Source organism: Serratia proteamaculans (genome assembly GCF_949794035.1).
GTDB classification, from domain to species: domain Bacteria; phylum Pseudomonadota; class Gammaproteobacteria; order Enterobacterales; family Enterobacteriaceae; genus Serratia; species Serratia proteamaculans.
Genome location: NZ_OX461105.1, coordinates 521,086 through 537,868, shown reverse-complemented (window position 1 = coordinate 537,868; position 16,783 = coordinate 521,086). Strand labels below are relative to the sequence as shown.

13 protein-coding genes, 1 tRNA gene and 1 pseudogene are annotated in these 16,783 nt (G+C 46.7%); 6 read left to right on the top strand and 9 right to left on the bottom strand.

What is annotated here, in order from left to right; all coding sequences use genetic code 11:
• Positions 1 to 236 precede the first annotated feature (236 nt).
• The 5 genes from QOT07_RS02460 to QOT07_RS02440 all read right to left on the bottom strand — a co-directional run bounded on the left by QOT07_RS02460 (position 237) and on the right by QOT07_RS02440 (position 4,376).
• Positions 237 to 1,157 (bottom strand): nucleotidyl transferase AbiEii/AbiGii toxin family protein, encoded by a 921-nt coding sequence (locus tag QOT07_RS02460; protein ID WP_283602510.1) that lies wholly within the window; start codon positions 1,155 to 1,157, stop codon positions 237 to 239.
• Entirely contained in the window at positions 1,150 to 1,683 is a 534-nt protein-coding gene (abiEi, locus tag QOT07_RS02455; protein ID WP_283602509.1) for a type IV toxin-antitoxin system AbiEi family antitoxin, read from the bottom strand. The genes QOT07_RS02460 and abiEi overlap by 8 nt, the downstream gene beginning before the upstream one ends.
• Positions 1,684 to 1,801: 118 nt before the next feature.
• Positions 1,802 to 2,764 carry a toll/interleukin-1 receptor domain-containing protein gene (locus QOT07_RS02450; protein ID WP_283602508.1) on the bottom strand — a complete coding sequence of 321 codons (963 nt, stop codon included), beginning with the start codon at positions 2,762 to 2,764 and terminating at the stop codon, positions 1,802 to 1,804.
• Positions 2,765 to 2,884: 120 nt separating this feature from the next.
• A complete protein-coding gene (locus QOT07_RS02445; RefSeq protein ID WP_283602507.1) occupies positions 2,885 to 3,181 on the bottom strand; it encodes a helix-turn-helix transcriptional regulator in 297 nt (98 codons plus the stop codon).
• Positions 3,182 to 3,449: 268 nt separating this feature from the next.
• Complete coding sequence (locus tag QOT07_RS02440) at positions 3,450 to 4,376, bottom strand: BrxR family helix-turn-helix transcriptional regulator (RefSeq protein WP_283602506.1); 927 nt, start codon at positions 4,374 to 4,376, stop codon at positions 3,450 to 3,452.
• 205 nt (positions 4,377 to 4,581) lie between these two features.
• Between QOT07_RS02440 and QOT07_RS02435 the strand changes: the two genes are divergently transcribed.
• The 6 genes and pseudogenes from QOT07_RS02435 to QOT07_RS02405 all read left to right on the top strand — a co-directional run bounded on the left by QOT07_RS02435 (position 4,582) and on the right by QOT07_RS02405 (position 12,991).
• Positions 4,582 to 5,484: a hypothetical protein gene (locus QOT07_RS02435; protein WP_283602505.1), complete on the top strand. Its 903-nt coding sequence runs from the start codon at positions 4,582 to 4,584 to the stop codon at positions 5,482 to 5,484.
• A 13-nt stretch (positions 5,485 to 5,497) separates the two neighbouring features.
• A pseudogene (locus QOT07_RS02425) lies at positions 5,498 to 9,159 on the top strand (ATP-binding protein).
• Positions 9,159 to 9,782: a condensin complex protein MksE gene (locus QOT07_RS02420; protein ID WP_283602504.1), complete on the top strand. Its 624-nt coding sequence runs from the start codon at positions 9,159 to 9,161 to the stop codon at positions 9,780 to 9,782. The pseudogene QOT07_RS02425 and the gene QOT07_RS02420 overlap by 1 nt, the downstream one beginning before the upstream one ends.
• The gene (locus tag QOT07_RS02415; RefSeq protein WP_283602503.1) at positions 9,782 to 11,017 is read left to right on the top strand and encodes a hypothetical protein; all 1,236 of its coding nucleotides are present in this window, start codon (positions 9,782 to 9,784) and stop codon (positions 11,015 to 11,017) included. The genes QOT07_RS02420 and QOT07_RS02415 overlap by 1 nt, the downstream gene beginning before the upstream one ends.
• Positions 11,014 to 11,886, top strand: a complete 873-nt coding sequence (locus QOT07_RS02410; RefSeq protein WP_283602502.1) for a DUF7281 domain-containing protein — start codon at positions 11,014 to 11,016, stop codon at positions 11,884 to 11,886. The genes QOT07_RS02415 and QOT07_RS02410 overlap by 4 nt, the downstream gene beginning before the upstream one ends.
• 403 nt (positions 11,887 to 12,289) lie before the next feature.
• Positions 12,290 to 12,991: a hypothetical protein gene (locus QOT07_RS02405; protein WP_283602501.1), complete on the top strand. Its 702-nt coding sequence runs from the start codon at positions 12,290 to 12,292 to the stop codon at positions 12,989 to 12,991.
• A gap of 233 nt (positions 12,992 to 13,224) precedes the next feature.
• Here the strand turns inward: QOT07_RS02405 and QOT07_RS02400 are convergent, their stop codons facing one another.
• The 4 genes from QOT07_RS02400 to lptF form a co-directional block, all read right to left on the bottom strand.
• A complete protein-coding gene (locus tag QOT07_RS02400; protein ID WP_261285505.1) occupies positions 13,225 to 13,860 on the bottom strand; it encodes a carbonic anhydrase in 636 nt (211 codons plus the stop codon).
• 241 nt (positions 13,861 to 14,101) lie between these two features.
• A tRNA-Leu gene (locus tag QOT07_RS02395) sits at positions 14,102 to 14,186 on the bottom strand.
• A gap of 243 nt (positions 14,187 to 14,429) precedes the next feature.
• Positions 14,430 to 15,500: an LPS export ABC transporter permease LptG gene (gene lptG, locus QOT07_RS02390; protein WP_099065045.1), complete on the bottom strand. Its 1,071-nt coding sequence runs from the start codon at positions 15,498 to 15,500 to the stop codon at positions 14,430 to 14,432.
• On the bottom strand, positions 15,500 to 16,594 hold the full coding sequence (gene lptF / locus QOT07_RS02385; RefSeq protein ID WP_099065046.1) for an LPS export ABC transporter permease LptF: 1,095 nt from the start codon (positions 16,592 to 16,594) through the stop codon (positions 15,500 to 15,502). The genes lptG and lptF overlap by 1 nt, the downstream gene beginning before the upstream one ends.
• Between the last annotated feature and the right edge of the window lie 189 nt (positions 16,595 to 16,783).

The window sequence follows — 16,783 nt, the reverse complement described above, 5'->3', positions numbered from 1 at the left end:
CAACAACCTGAATAGGGGCGCAAAAAGATGGCTAGATTATACATGAATCAATACTGCTTGCTGTGACATCAGTGCGTAGTGATTTTTACTTGGGTACAGCAATAGTCAACTGAGGCACGCAAATTCGTTCTAACGTTTACCCCTAGGCATATATTCATATCGGATAATATATAATCGTCAGTCATCACCCTGTGAAACAACCCAACGGGCATACTCTCTAATAATCATTAAGATATTCACATCTTAAAGACAGTATTTATTTCATTTCTGCCATAGAGTTCATTTTTCACCTGAGTCAATAACAATTTCAATGTATCCAGTAAGTACTGTGAAAACCCTTCTCGTCCCAGACTCGTATCATAAACATGACTAGGGATAAATCGTTTCATTTCTTCATGAAACCGTCCGCCGCCGATAATATCTTCCAGTGAGTCAATTCTTGACTGGAGCTTACCTTCAAAGTTTTCAATTTTATAATCATCCAATTTTTTACGAACCAGTTCAGAGTTCACATTGGTTGAGCGTTGCTTAAGCCAGACTAAATCCCATAAATCACGATACCGGATATACTTTGTCGTGGCAGGGAGTGAGACCAATTTATCAGCCATCACTTCTTCCAGCGTTTCAACATTAATCAACGTGTCACTATAACCATCAGGGAGAACCGAATAGTTGCGTACAAGCTGCCTCACTGAACGCGTATAGGCTGGAATATTGGCAACTTCAACTTTGATACGTTGCTTTGGTACATCCCGTAGTTCAGGTGCCGTTGTGATCGAAATTTGCCACTTATCAACCTTAACCTCTGAGTATTCAGGCTCTGCACGCAGCTCTTTAGGCTCTTTGACTACAACCTCCAACCCATAACGATCACCCAAGTAGGATTCAATACACTTTTTCATTGCAACAAGATCGGCAGAGCAAAACTCTACGCCACCAGCAAAATCCAAATCCTCACTGAAACGATTTGAGTCATAGCATAATCTCAGCGAAGTCCCCCCTTGAAATACTAACGACTTTAATAAACCGGCCTCTGACAAACAGAAGAGAATGTCGTAATGTAACAATTCCTTTTCAACAACAGGGCGCAAAGCAGACAGCCCTTGTTGTTGGATCGCTTCCGCGACTAAACCATCAAAATCAATACGCTTAGACATTCTCCAGCTCCCTATTATCAATTAGGTGTGTATTTCGGCCAACCCTGCGTAGATCTCGCACCGCCGTTTCTTTTTTCGCGAATTTAATTGGGGATTTTGTCTCAACCGTCCCTTCCAAGATAGAGCTAACGGAACGTTCGGTATGGGTTAACTCAATAATTCCCCACGGCGTTTTATATTCACCGGATCTTCCCGTCGTCATGACGGTTAAACGATCCATAGGGATCTGTGAGATAACCCCATATTGTGATAACGCGGATTCCAGGCTGACGTAATTGTATTCGCCTCTCCGCATAGTTTTGACAATATGTTCAAGGATATAACTATCCTTCGTGGCCCGATTGTAAACGTAAACGCCTTGTACAGCCCGAGTCAGGATTTTGCTTCGCACCAAACGCTCAAGCGAAGCCTTTAAGCCCCTGGGGGACTCATCAGGAAAAATTTTATCAAAATCATGCAGATGAAAAATATAGCGCCCATTATGACTAAATTCATCAAGCTTGGTAATCGCCGTCAGTTTATCCATTGTGTTTATCTCAACAAAAAAGACGCCATTTAACGTCATTACTGTATAGATACCTAACTTACCATTGGTATATGTACAATAAAAACACTATTTAGCGTCTTTTTTGTAAAGATAATGACTAACGACGTTGCAGAGGCTCAATGAGTAAAGCCCAATAATGCTCTGCAGCACCTTCAAAGCTCAGTTTTGACTCTCTCGAGCCGCCACGAAACATTTGCATCCCCATCGGATGCAAATACATTGATTGCTCATCGTTTTCAACCGTCAAATTTTCATTCAACGTGTTGCCAGGGGCACTCTCGTCATGGGAGAACGAAATCCCTGCACCAAACCCCCGAGCCACATTTCTTCGGATGCCACAACGAGCCACGGCTTTGCCCTGCTGATAAATTACACAGCCGAAAGCATTACCATCAATAGGGATAAACCGCGAATCAATCCCTGGGTTACGTTGCTGAAGTTCAGACAAAGAGTGTTCGAAAAACAAGCTGATAAATGCAAAAGCCTCATCAAGAAAGCGATCTTTATCCACGTCAGTAAAGGTTTTAGTCAGCCTGAGATTACTCGATCTCGGTACGTCAACACGTTGGATATTCTCGCTAATGACAGCTCCTGAAGGCTGGGAAAACGCCTGTCGAGCCGCTTTTGGCAACGCACCACGGATTTGGCGAACTATATCGAGAAATGCCTCATCGCGATCTGGCCACCGGGTCACAGGTAATCCATCACGTGGGACAGCCAATAACTGGTTAAACGGCACCGCCAGAGACTGCCAATCACAATGACGCAGTATTACCGGAATAACTCTCGCCTCCCCAGCATGGTGACGCGCGATCGCTCTTTGGACTTCAATGTCATAACAATACTTTGAAGCTAAGAAGTCGGGGCTAACCAACAGCAAAATGATGTCTGCATGATCTAGCTGTGCATCAATAGATGCATTCAAATCATCGCCCGCATTAATTCGACGATCGTGCCAAACATCAATGACGCCTTCACGCTTAAGCATGGCTAAATGGACCTCTAATTCGTCCCGCAAAGCTTCATCTTTATGCGTATAAGACATAAAAACTCTTGCCATAAACACTCCTTATCCAGTTAATCCAAATCGCTGAAAGCCAGTTAATAACTATAGGCTTTACAGGGTTTCATAACCGGAAGCCAGGCGACATTATTGATGCTTAACGCAAGCGCCCCGTACTCACCACTGTTCTCGCCTGGCGGGTGAGTCTATATGAGCTGTGGAAGCCTCCTCTGCTTCACATCCCGGGGAGGCAAGCTCGGAGGAAAACACCATTTCAATGCCCAACACATTAAACACCCTGAACAGACGTTCCATACTGGCTGAAGCAGGGTTTAGTTCCAGACGCGCATAGGTCTGCTGGGTAACACCCAGCCTTTCAGAGACATCTTTTTGTGTCAGCCCTTTTGCTTTACGAAAACCAACCAGCAACGGGCGTAGCTGACGCAGTGTTTTTAATGGATAGACGGTATTCATAGATAGCGGCTCGCTGCCTCATCGCTCTGTACAGATTATAGGCTGTATTATTATAAATACAGCTTAAAGGCTGTTAAAAAGATAACTCGCTGGCTCTTTCTTAACTGTTGTCAGGTTATAACAGGAAACGCCTCAGCCCCAGAGCCCATGCCTGACGGAGTCTAAAACCAAAGCATGGACCACATAGAACTCGCCTTATCGCTGCCATACTTACCCCCCTTTGCGATAGTAACTAGAATTCACTCCGAATTCCGTTTAAGTCCTAAAATTACGAACCCAACATTCCTGGCAGATCCGCACTTGTAAGTTTGAAACTGCACCCTTGAGTAATCAATTCGGTCCTATTAGCTAGCACAAGAGGGTGTTGCAGTGGCTTCTCGTAATGCTCACCGTCATAGCTGACTTGCAGCCGCTCTAGGGCATAATGCATTAGCGGGATACGTTGGGTAATTAGAAGCTTCCCCTTACTCATCGTGTAATCACTAGCTATGATTTCTTGTTGAGTGCGTCTTAATTCGGGATTTGGTACAACCACAGCAACTACTTGTGTATTCCATTCACGATCCTGCTCCCTACCATGCTCTGATACATCAAGTAATTCCGGGATCCCGCGAAAACGACTCATCACAAAGTCCAAATAATCACTCTTCTTTTCACAGTAAGCGCGAACATGCCATCGAATCCCATCATAGACCAAGGTATGCGGAATAATATTGCGTCCGCTTTGCTCTCCCGAGTTTAAGGAGACATAGTCCACATCAACTCTTAACTGATAGCGAGCAGCCTGCACCAAGCCTCGAACTATGACTGGGTCAATATGTCGAACCGGGACATTTAGAATTTCAATATGGCCATAGCGTAAATCCATCATGGGAAGTACTGCATCATGATCTTGATGCTGACGTACCTGTTGTTTCTCCTCGTATAGAAGTGTTAAGTACTCGTCTACTTTTCCTTCGCTAAAGCGGGGAACAAAATGCACGGTAGGCTTATATCCCTTCAGTTTAGGATCGTACTCTAACCCTTTTCGAGAATGATTTTTGATATAGCGATTGATATCTCTTGATGCCTGCTGGCGACCGATATTGAACGCAGTACAAAGATGATTAGCAGTCAGCCGCCCCTCCCACTGCAACACAATCTCAAGCAGACGATACCGTAAGGTTTGATCCCAAGTGAGCTTACTCACTGTCATAAGTGCTCCAAAATGCTACATGTTTAACTAACCAGTATCGGAATGTTATGCCCAGTTGAATATACTGAACTCGTTAACAACGAAAAGAAAATATCGCTACTCATTGATTTTAATCAATACACGGCGCAAAGGGGAACAATTATTTAAACAATTAATAGGGACGTATTTTTTAAACGATAAAGTTCATGTTCAAATGGGAGGTACAATGAAACTGGAACTGGCACATAGCCTACAAATTGTGAAAGATGTTACTGCAGAAGAGGCAGATAAATTTTTTTCAGAGGGAGTTTTAACTTCAAAACACCTTTTTGAATGCCCTGAGTCAAACTGTAGCGCCCAAGTAACCTGTGCCAATTTGGATAGGCCAAAGCGTCTTCGTAAACGGGAGCCTTACTTCAAATTTGTTTCTGAACATAGTTTGGGGTGTCGCCTAGAAGCCGAAACAGATGAAAATATACGTCATGTAAGAATGACTCGAGAAGACCCTGAAGCCCTCCCATTCATTTTTGATGATGTAGTGGATTTAGATTTATCCTCACCAAAAAAATGCACCATTCATGACTTACCCGCATCAGATGATGAGGAGGCCGTGGCAAAACGACTACGCAGAGGAGTAACCGAGGATGGGGAGAACATTAAACACCGAAATTCAAGGAAGCGTCTTTCAGGACTAGTTAACGCCTTTATTCGAAAAGAAAACTTTTTCCTCAACACAACAGAAGGAAAATTACCTCTTAGAAATTTCTTTATCAAAGTCGACGATAGCAAGGATCTGAGCGAGTATATGGATGAACCGCGCATCTTCTTCGGTAAGGCATGGCTCAACCGCAAGGATGATTACTATCTTGTTCGTTTTGATAAAAAAATTCGGGCAGGAAAATTAAGATGCAAGCCAACCTTTTTCATCCCAGCCAGACTCGTTGACAGTTCAGAGTATGATAGAACGTCCAGGGAGACGTTGGATAAAATAGCATTGGCAACAAAGCCTTTATATCTCTTTATTTTCAGTGAGTTACCGCCGGTTAAAAATAACGAAGGTGAGTATATCAACTTCAAATTAGACGATTTAACTTATTTGTATTATCTGCCTTGGGGGCAGAAATCCTAATCAGGGAGAGCATATGTCGCAGCTGCTTCGCCTTATCTTGATTCATACCCATTTACCTGGCGTATATGAAATAGAGCTTGATCAACATTCGAATATTTGTGGCACCAATGCGTCAGGGAAAACGACGCTTCAGCGTCTGCTACCCGTATTTTATGGTGAGCAACCTAACCGGGTTGTGCCAACCGCAAGAAATTTGACGAATTCTACCTACCCTTTAGCAACAGCTACATCATCTATGAATATCGACGCACTAACGGCAATATTTGCCAGGTGGTCCTCACCCGCAGAAATGAAGGTGGGGTTGAATACCGCTTTGTCGCATGTGCTTATAATAGCGAGCATTATCTGCGTCATACAGACGAGGGCGTCAAAGCATTAAGCTACAGCGGCCTAGTCTCAGCAATGCGTGAGCTAGGTAATATTCAGATTACCGCAAAAATCAGCGCCACCAGTGAATATCGCAGCATCATCCAGAATGACATGACAGCTCTGCGTGGCAACAGCGTGGATAACCATAAATTACGCCGTCTGGCCGCTGTATTTAGCCTGGTCGAAGGCGGCCATAAACTTCGGCATATTGAAAAACTGGTCAGTGCGGTACATGCCAAAGAAGGAAAAATGGACACGCTGAAAGCAATGCTGGCGGCGATTTTCGAAGAAGATGGTGTGACCCTTCCTGAAACCAAAGTCAAAAGCAGCAAAGCACGAGAATGGATCCAGAAAATGCGCCATTCTTTGCACTTCGACAAATTGCAGCAGAACTTTGAACACCTGCAACAACTAGGTTTACAGCTGGATGATCACGAATCACAGCTCGCCGCATTGCGTCCTTTACTGCACGCTGATGAATTACAGCAAAAAGAGAGTCTGGCTCAGAAAGAACAAATGCTGTTGCACTGTCGTGAAGCGTTAAAGCTACTGGAAGAAGATTACAACTTACAGCTTGGCGAACTGAACGGAAAACTCAGCGAAACACGTAGTGAACTAGGGACCACCCGCGTTTCCCTGAAAAAAATTCACGAAGAGTATGAGGAGTATGAACGTCGGGATATAGCGCAATTGCAGGTCGATACCGCCGCGCTACCGCAGTGGCGTATTTCGCTACAGGAGCTGGCTGAAGAGCGACAATTGATGAGGGAAGAACAAGGTGAGCTGGCGAATAAATTTGAACAACACAAATTAAAACTTAAAGAAAATTTTCATGAACTTACTGAAAAAGTACAACAAAAAATCAAGTACCTTAATAAAGATAAAGACGCTATCTACCAACGTTATGACCTGAAAAATAAAGCGCTTATTCAGCAGTTTAGTGAGCGGCAACTGCATCAAACAGCACAGTTTACCCTTCAGCTCAGAGATATTGGGCAAAATATCGCCATTATTAAAACAGAACTAGGGCACTCACAGCTCACTGTCGAAGAATGTGAAGCAAGCCAGATTGCAGAACTTCGTGTCGAACAAGCTCAATCAAATGCGCAGCTATTGGCGCAGCAACTCCAACTGCAACAACAACACTATCAGCAAGCGTTTCAGCAGCAAGAAACTGCCGATCAACAGCTTGAACAATGTCGAGTCCGGCATCACAAAACAGAGATCGAACTGCAGCAGCTACATCGCCAGTTAGATCCAGAACAGGGCACTTTGCGCTATTTTCTACGTTCAAATTACCCTGACTGGCAGCAGAATTTGGGGAAAGTACTCAACGAAAATCTGCTCGATCGTAAAGATCTCCAACCTTACCTGGCTGCTCCCAACGATTTGCTTTATGGCCTGCAACTTGAACTGGTCAACGTGGAAATGCCCGTCTTCGCCCTAGATGAAGCCGCCATCCTGCATCACATAACCCGTGCAGAGCAGGAAGTTACACAGGCGAAAGCTGCGTTGCATGCCACTGAAAAAAAATTCGACGAATACCATAAACAGGTCGAACAGCAGAAAATACAGTTGGAGAAGTTGGTGAGAGATAATTGCCAACAGCAAATTGAAATTGAACATACTCGAGCTAGTCGCCAACGGCTAAAAGAGAAACACACTGCTTTAGATCTGGAGCGTAAACAGCTGAAACGCGAAGATTTACAGCATCTTGAGAAGAACCAACAGTCGGCTTTACAACAGCAACAGCACATGTTGACAGAATTAAAAACAGAGCAGGATCTTAAGGAGTTGCAGTCCTCTTTTGATCTTCAGGGTGAAATTCAGAGCGTTGAGATAGAACTGGAAGCTCTAGAACGACAGATAAGTGATAAGCGCGACAGCATCAGCCAACAAATTGAGGAGTTACAGCAAACGCTAAATGTTGAGCTGTCAGAAAAAGGAATTGATCACGCGCGTATCAGATTAGTTGAACAGCGGTATAAAGAATTAAGAAAAGAAATCCAGATAATTGAGGATCGTGCTGATGAGCTTAAAGGCTGGAAGCATTTCATGCGTTCCTTTTGGAACGAACTGCGCCCACAACGCGAAGCCCAGGAAACTACGCTCAGTCATCTCGAGCGCGAACTAAAACAACAGTTAGATCGACTCAATATCAGCCATCATGGCCAGAAACAACAGCTCAGCAGCCAACGACTGCAGTTTCAGCGTGAAATAGCCGAGATTGATAATTTACTGATTCAGTTAAGAGATAGGCTTTCTGTGCTACAGCTGTTTAATCTGGAAAACGTCACTCCAGCCAGGCTGGATACTACAGCCGATATTCTGGAGCGTCTGGCACGCACCGATGAAATGTGTGAGCTGTACGCCAGGATCACGGCACAGTTGGAAAGTAAACTGCATGACTTCAAGTCAGTACTCAGCCTGGATGCGCAAACCGAATTTCTCGATCGGCTCGACTATGAAGTCAAACAGTTGCCAGATCCAACGGCCAAGCGCCAGCAGATACCCATCCTGTCTGGACTGCTGAAAATCCTTAAGGATCAGCAACAGCAACTCCTTGAAATGGGAGAAAACATTGGCGGCGATCTAAAGAAATTCTTCACCGTGTTTAGTGATATCAATCGTCGCATTTCACTCCAGAGCCGCCGTTTAAGTGAAGCAGTGGCCGATGATTTGTTGCTGGAAGAGATCGGCAAATCTGAAGTACGGATTCGTTCCACTATTGATGAACTGAAGTTTTGGCGGCCATTAAAGCATTTCGCCCGCAGTTATGATGAATGGCGTTCTTCCGGCAAAGCTGCCCCTTCCACAAACTATCTCAATGCTTTAGCCGATGTTGTCGACCTGATGCAAGGCGATGAACGTTTCAGCATGGAGTCCTTACTGAGCCTTGAGCTTCATTTGCATGAAAGCGGTTCTGATTTAGTGATTAAAAGTGATCGCCAACTGCTGGAGGCTTCCAGTCATGGAATGGCCTATCTTATCCTTTGCAAATATCTGTTGGCCTTTACTCGTCTGCTGCGTGGTAATTCAGAGGTGACCATTCACTGGCCGATCGATGAGATCGGTACTCTGGCCTACCACAATGTGGAAAAACTGTTCACTGCCTGTAACAACAATAACATTGTTATCGTTGGAGCATTCCCGAACCCGGAGTCAGAGGTGCTGATGCTATTTCAGCACCGCTATCTGATTGAAGCCGATCAGCTTGAACCAGGCAAACGTCGGCTGAAGCGCATCCATCCCGAACCAAACAGGTTATCCCTACGCCTGGCGCAAAAACAACAGGAGACGATGTAATGCTGCAACATGGTCCTTTATTAGAGCGTTTACTGGCCGGTGAATTTATCTGCAATGTCAGCGACAGTGATGCATTTCGTCATCTACATAAAGAACAGACCCGCCAAAAAATAAATGATTATTTGCGCCCACTGAACCGTAGAGTGGTCAGCAATGACAGTAGTACGGTGTACTACGCAGGTTATTGTGAGCTGACCAGGGAGGCTCGAAATCAGCTTAGCAACCAGTTCAGTTTGATTATCACGGCATTGCTGCCACTGCTTGAGTGGATGCGACTAGTGCAGGAAACGCTGGGGCAGGAAAATACCCTGATCGCAGGGGACGTTCTCAAACTGGCAGAAATAATTGCACGAGTCGAAGATAATCAAAGCTTACGTCATCGCTTAAATCAACTCGCAAGTCACCGTTTTTTCAATAGTCAGAGCCCGGCGGCTGATACTCAGTTGAAGCTGATTTTTAACCGCCTTAAAGAGCATGGTTATCTGAGACAGCCCCATGCCGATCGCCACTATTTTTATGTTACCGGTAAAATTGATTACCTGATTGATGTTATCAGGTTTATTCGTGATGAAGAGCACCTTCCAGTGGAAGATACTGCTCCAGTGCAGGAGAGCTTGATCTGATGACTGAAGATGTCCTCACCTCCGGGTTGTTTAGAACCGGTTCCGAACGCCTTGCACTGCTGGGGAAACATCATCAGGCGCTGATGAAAGGCTATCTGGATGGTTATGTTGATGAAACATCCTTCAGCGATACTGCCCTCAAGAGGTTAATTGTTGCACGTATTCTCTATCGACCGGATGAACAGCAACCACTGATGCTACGACCCCTGGTCAGTGAACTGATTGCCAGCATGATTGCTGATGAGAACCGTCGCCAAATAAATGCCGATGTGGCCGAAAAACTCGAGCAAATACGCAATAAAGTACAGGCATGGCGCGACTCTCATTACAAAGCAGATTATGTGGTGGCTGAGTTGCATATGCAGAGACTGGCAGAACACGTTCACGATCTCAGTGGTCAGTTTGAAGAAGCAATTGACAGTCTCTGGCATCGTTTAAATAACGACTTTGGATTTGTCAGCACACTGAACGAAAAAATAAATGAAAATGCCCGAGCACAAAAACAGTCTCGCCGCCTGCTAGATGGCCTGGAATTACTGGATTTTAATGAGTTGATTGAACTGGCTGAGGGCAATAACCCCCTGCGCAAGCTGCTCGTCAGTCAGTTGCAGCATCGTTGTAGCTCGCACCACAGCACCTTACTGGAAGTTCAGCGTCGGCTTGTAGATCTCATGGCTAAGTTTCGCCAACAACAGTCTCGGTCACTCTTGGTCAGTAATATGGCAGCATTTTTACAGCAGCATCCTCAATATAAACCCGCGAGTTATACCGATCGTCTTGACGTTCCCGATTTGTTTAATATTGCTACTGTTCTTCATACTCAGGCATCGATCGCGCTCGATAGATTTGCCGATCGGCAGACTCTTGCTGAGCTGTTGCATGCAATACCTCGTCCAACGTTGCCGACGGTAGCGAAATTTGAAACTGTCAGTACAGCCGATCATGGTATTGATGAAGCTATACTTGCACGTCAACAGGCATTGAAAATCGATGTTGATAATTTCTATCTGTACGTTGTTGAGCAGTCAAAAGCCATCAGTGCGGTGAATTATCTCTTTGAAAAACACCTGCCATGGGACAGTGAGATGTGGTTATTTCAGGTTATTTCCGAGTATCACTCCCTACCACAAAAGAATAAAAAATTGTTTAGATTACGCAATATGGAAAAACCCGCTGGTCAGTTCAATGCACTGAGAATCATCTCTGATATCCACCTGAGGCTACAGCTGCCATGATACAAGCTAACGGGTTAAAACATGCAGAGCTCGTATGGCTAAACGCTCTTGAGGTAAGGCTGCGGGCGAAAGGTAATGAGAAAAAGAAAACCAGCGGCAAAAGCGTGATACTTGTTTTACGCTGGTGCATTGAGCAAGGACTGTTGCCAGATAATATCCTAAACTTGCCAGAATTTACTTTCAACTTGCATCTTCTCGAGCACATAGCCACTATTCAGAACCAATTAAAACAGAGCAACTTTCGTGAACTGCTAAAGGATAAAAATCGACTTGAAAACGCTACGAGAAGCGATCAGGAAATAAAAAGCCTCGGTATTAAACCGCGCCAGAATCGTGTGCTGTTTTATCTGACAGATCCAGTTGTCTGCAGCAAGAACATACAAGTTCAGGTGGTCGACAGCGAGTGGCAGGATATAAACTTAGTGGAGTTTGATGCTTTATTAGTGGTCGAGAATTTGGACTGTTTTTATCAGCTGAATAAGTTTTTTCTCCCTACAGAAGATTTCCATTCACCACTAATCATTTATCGGGGCGACAAGATATACGGCAAAGGATCATCAACACTGAAAAAGTCCTGGAGGGAAACGGGGAAACCCGCCTACTACTTTGGTGATTTTGACCCCAAAGGGGTGAGTATCGCATTACACGAAGGCTTTCAGGCAATGTTGCTGCCATCGCTAACAGAGGTTATGCAAACTGCTTCTGTGGCTATGTTTCCAGATGCGCAATTAAAATTCCTTAGTAAGATTACCAATACTGAGGTCAATGATTCGTTTGGAGATTATTTAGCCCTGTTATTAGCCCATAAGGGACTACGGCAACAAAAGATGCAAAATAAACATTTGTATATCAAAAAGTTGCGACCATAGCTTCTGTCATTGATTAGCAGGACAAACAATTCTGTCAGTGTGTCAGCAAAGACAAGTCTCTGGCGCCCTTTTAACTCAGTATGATCTTCGCTGGTGGGAAATGAAATAAAAACCTAGGTACAGCCTATAGAGTGTTCCATTAAAAACACAGCTTAAAGGCTGTTTAAAAGATAACTACCTGTCGTTTTCTTAACCGCTGTCAGGCTATAGAAGGAAACGTATCAAACCCTGAGGAAACCTGCCTGCCCGAGTCTAAACCCAAGAGCAAAGGTGCTAATATTATGCTCATAACAATCCCTTAAAGATAAAATATTATCACCACGGCTACAGACAGCATATTTACTTCCTGACACAAACCATCATCCCCACATCAACATATCTCATTGAAAAGGAAGCACACGGAATGGCTCAAGTGAAGAAGTTATGGTTGATTGTCCCCTTCGTATTCGGGTTCTCCAGCGCTAAAGCGGGCTTGTTGTCCCCATCAGAAATTGATCGGTCTATTTTCGCCAAAGACAGCGATTTTTCAGATCAGTTTTATTTCAAAGGGGCAGGAAACAAGCAGCTGCAAGCCGTATCCTGCGCCGACTTTTACCAAAAATATCAACAGTTCGGGCCACCAGTTGAACAATCCAGGAATGCGATGGATTTTAATACGCTTCGGCAATATCTGGGAGCCTGCCTGATTCATCACGGTTTACGGGCAGGCTCATTCGCAGCAGGACAAAAAGGGTTGGTTATTGGCACACCAGCCAGCTTGCCGGAGCGGTTGCCCGCATTGATGTATCAGGCAATAAGTAACGATGACCTCAAGCTTAGAGCCAAGCAAGTTAGCGCGGGAAAATCCCTGCTGTCTGTAGATGGGTCTATCCATTTTGTAGATAGAAAAGACGGTGTCTTTAACTTGGCCGATAACATTGACGGCAACTATGCGATTGATTTCTTAGGGATGGGCCGTACCAATGGCAGCGGAGAAAATGTCTATGTTGTTGAGCAGAACTACAGTGTGCAGAATGCGACCTATCGCAGTTCACGCTATTTCCTGCTGAAACCTGAGAAAGACGGCTACTACAGCGTCGAAACTGAAGCCATTGTCTTTCAGTAATAAGTCACGGCTAACCATGGTTATGAACGACGCATATCATCACCACTGTTCCCGCCTGGCGGGTGAGCTGTCCGAGAGCCAAACTCCGCTGAAATATCATGCCCTCTCCATAACGATGGATCTGCTATGGCTTTTAGTGAGTATCAAAAGCGGACATGATTCTTTAGATCTACCCATAAAAAAATCCACGCCGAAACGTGGATTCAATATCATAGTCGAGGCCAGCCATCACTTTATTCGAAGTGAACTGCGGGGTTATCTGCCAGTGAAACGAAATTCTTCGTATTTTTATCCAGCGTGCGGATCTCGCCACTTTCGATGTCGTACACCCAACCGTGCAGACGCAGGCCGTTGTTGCGCAGACCCACGGCAACGGACGGGTGAGTCTTAATATTATTTAGCTGGGCTATGACGTTCTCTTCAACCATGGCGTTAACTTTGTCGATTTCGCTATCCCACGTTTTCTTCTCTACCACCGCTTTTGCTGCGTCAGCATAGTGCAACCAGTGGGCCACAGCAGGCATCGGGTCAAGACACTGGCAAGACGCTATAGCCTTCATGGCGCCGCAGTTCGAGTGGCCGCAAATCACGATATCCGTGACGCCCAGTGCAACAACCGCATATTCAATGGTCGCCGACACTCCACCCGGTTCCGGGCCAAAGGAAGGAACGATATTGCCTGCGTTACGGATAACGAAAAGCTGCCCCGGATCTTGCTGAGTCACAAGCTCGGGTACCAGGCGGCTGTCAGAACACGAAATAAAAAGTGCTTTAGGGTTCTGGCTGGAGGCAAGGCTGCGGAAGAGTTCCTTACGCTGTGGGAAAATATCTTTCTGGAAGCTGAGGAAACCTTCAATGATATGTTGCATAACACGCTCTCTGGGTCTGTAGTCTCGATAACATGATAATCATCACTCCCGGTTAGTCCAGCACCTCTTAGAAGGAAATGAGCGTTCAAGGGACTGCGGAACCTGCCCACAAAAGTGGCAATGACGAGGTGCAGCAATCCGTTGATGAAGATAAGTCTGAGTAAGATAGGGAAAACTCGCGGACCAAATTCCAGGCACAAAAAAACCACCTTTCGGTGGCTTCTTGTTCGCGCTGTACTAATGGTGCCGAAGGCCGGACTCGAACCGGCACGTATCTCTACGGTTGATTTTGAATCAACTGCGTCTACCGATTTCGCCACTTCGGCACTGCAAGTAGTATGCGGAAAACGTGGGCATTATACCTTTCAGCGATCCGCGTGCAACACTTATCCGTTGTTCAATGAGTTAAGTGCTGAAAAAATCGTCTCCGAGGTTACGTTGGGCCCGTTTTGTGGGCGCAGCATGCGGCGCCCCTACGTATTAATATCAGCAGGAGCGTGCCACCAGGCCGCAGAAACAAAAAAGGCGTAACCCAATGGCTACGCCTTCTTAAACTGCCTGCAATGCCGCTACTTACGTTTTAGCAGCATATAAACGCTGATCAACAAGAACAGCATGCTTGGCAGCAACGCGCCCAGCACCGGCGGCATGTTGTACACCAGGCTCAGTGGGCCGAATATCTGGTCCAGCACGTAGAACAGGAACCCGAAGCTGATACCGGTCACTACACGCACGCCCATCGGCACACTACGCAGCGGCCCGAAGATGAACGACAGCGCCATCAGCATCATCACCGCAACGGAGAGCGGCGAGAACACCTTGCTCCACATGTTCAGCTGGTAACGGCTGGCTTCCTGGCCGCTCTGCTTCAGGTACTTCACGTAGTTGTGCAGGCCACTGATGGAGAGTGAGGTTGGATCCAGCGCCACCACGCCCAGTTTGTCCGGGGTCAGGTTGGTTTTCCATTCGCCGGTCAGTGTTTGGGTGCCGGTCACTTGTTTTGGGTCGGTCAGGTCAGAGGTATCCACCTGCGAAAGCTTCCACACGCCGTCTTCAAAGCTGGCGGTCGCGGCATAACGCACCGTCTCCAGCCTGCGCTGGTCGTTGAAGTGGTAGATGTTTACGCCGGAAAGCTCTTTCTCGCCCGCTACGCGTTCGATGTAGATAAAGTCGGTACCGTCTTTCGCCCACAGGCCGTTCTTGGTGGAAAGCAGTGAACCGCCGTACATCTGCTGTGCACGGTAGTTACGCGCCATCTGGTCGCCCTGCGGCGCAACCCACTCGCCAATCGCCATGGTCAACAGCACCAGCGGAATGGCGGTTTTCATCACCGAACCGGCGATCTGCATGCGGGTAAAGCCAGAAGCCTGCATCACCACCAGTTCACTGCGCGTTGCCAGTTGCCCCAGGCCGAGCAATGCACCCAACAGGGCCGCCATCGGGAAGAAAATCTCGATATCCTTCGGCACGCTCAGCAGGGTAAACATCCCGGCGCTCAACGCCGTATACTCGCCCTGGCCCACTTTACGCAGCTGGTCGACGAACTTGATGATGCCGGAAAGTGACACCAGCATGAACAGCGTCATGATGATGGTGTTGAAAATTGTCTTACCGATATATCGGTCTAAAACACCAAACATCAGGCCGCTCCTCTCAGGCGTGCACGCAGCTTACGCATCGGCACGGTATCCCACAGGTTCAGCGCCAGCGCGATCGCGAAGTACGCCGCGTTGACCACCCACAGCCATATCATCGGATCCAGCTTGCCCTTGCCGCCGTTAGAACGCAGCGAGGTCTGCAGCAGGAAGAATATCAAATACAGCAGGATGGCCGGCAGCATGCTCAGCACGCGGCCCTGACGTGGGTTCACCACGCTGAGCGGCACCACCAGCAACGCCATAATCACCACCGACAACACCAGCGTCAGGCGCCAGTGGAACTCGGCACGCGCGTCCGGGTCGTCAGACGCCAGCAGCGTCGTCATCGACATCTGTTCGGCCTGGTTGCCGTCCACGGCAACTGCACGGTGGCCTACCACGGCTTTATAGTCGTTGAAATCGGTAATGCGGAAGTCGCGCAGCAGCGCGGTACCTTCAAAGCGGGTGCCCTTATCCAGCGTCACTACCTGCGAACCGTCTTTAATCTGGTTGATCTGGCCGTGCTCGGCCACCACCACGGAAGGGCGTTGGTTGCCGTTCGGCCGCAGTTGCGCCAGGAACACGTTGTTGAAGGTGCTGCCTTTAACGTTGCCGATAAACAGCACCGCGTTGCCGTCTTGCGAGGTTTTGAACTGCCCTTCCGCCAGCCCGGCAATACTGGGGTTGGCTTTGGCTTCGCTGAGCACCACGTCCTGATAGCGCGAGGCCATGGGGCCTGCCCAGAACACATTGACCGCTGCCACAACGGAGGTGATCAACGCCAGCACCATCGCCGAGATAATCAGGGTTCGTTTACCCAGTCCGCAGGCATGCATGACGGTGATTTCGCTGTCGGTATACAGCCGCCCAAGCGTCATCAATAGGCCGAGAAACAGGCTTAATGGCAGGATTAGCTGCGCCATCTTCGGCACACCCAATGCGAGCAAAGAAAGAACTAAATTTGTCGGGACATCGCCGTCCACCGCATCGCCTAACACCCTGACCAGGTTCTGACAAAAGAAGATCAGAAGCAGGATGAACAAGATCGCGATTTGGCTCTTTAGCGTTTCCCGTACCAGATATCTTATGATGATCACGCTTATTACGCCTGTGAAAACTTGTCTTTTTGCAGGAAAATCGATAGTTTCATCGCTAATCCGCCATTTATTCTCATCATATGGCAACCGACACAGCTAAAATAGTATTACAACATCTAGCATTTGGGTGTCCTATAGGAACTTGCCTATAGTCGCCAAAACAGAGCAATTTACGCCGTTCAGGTTAAC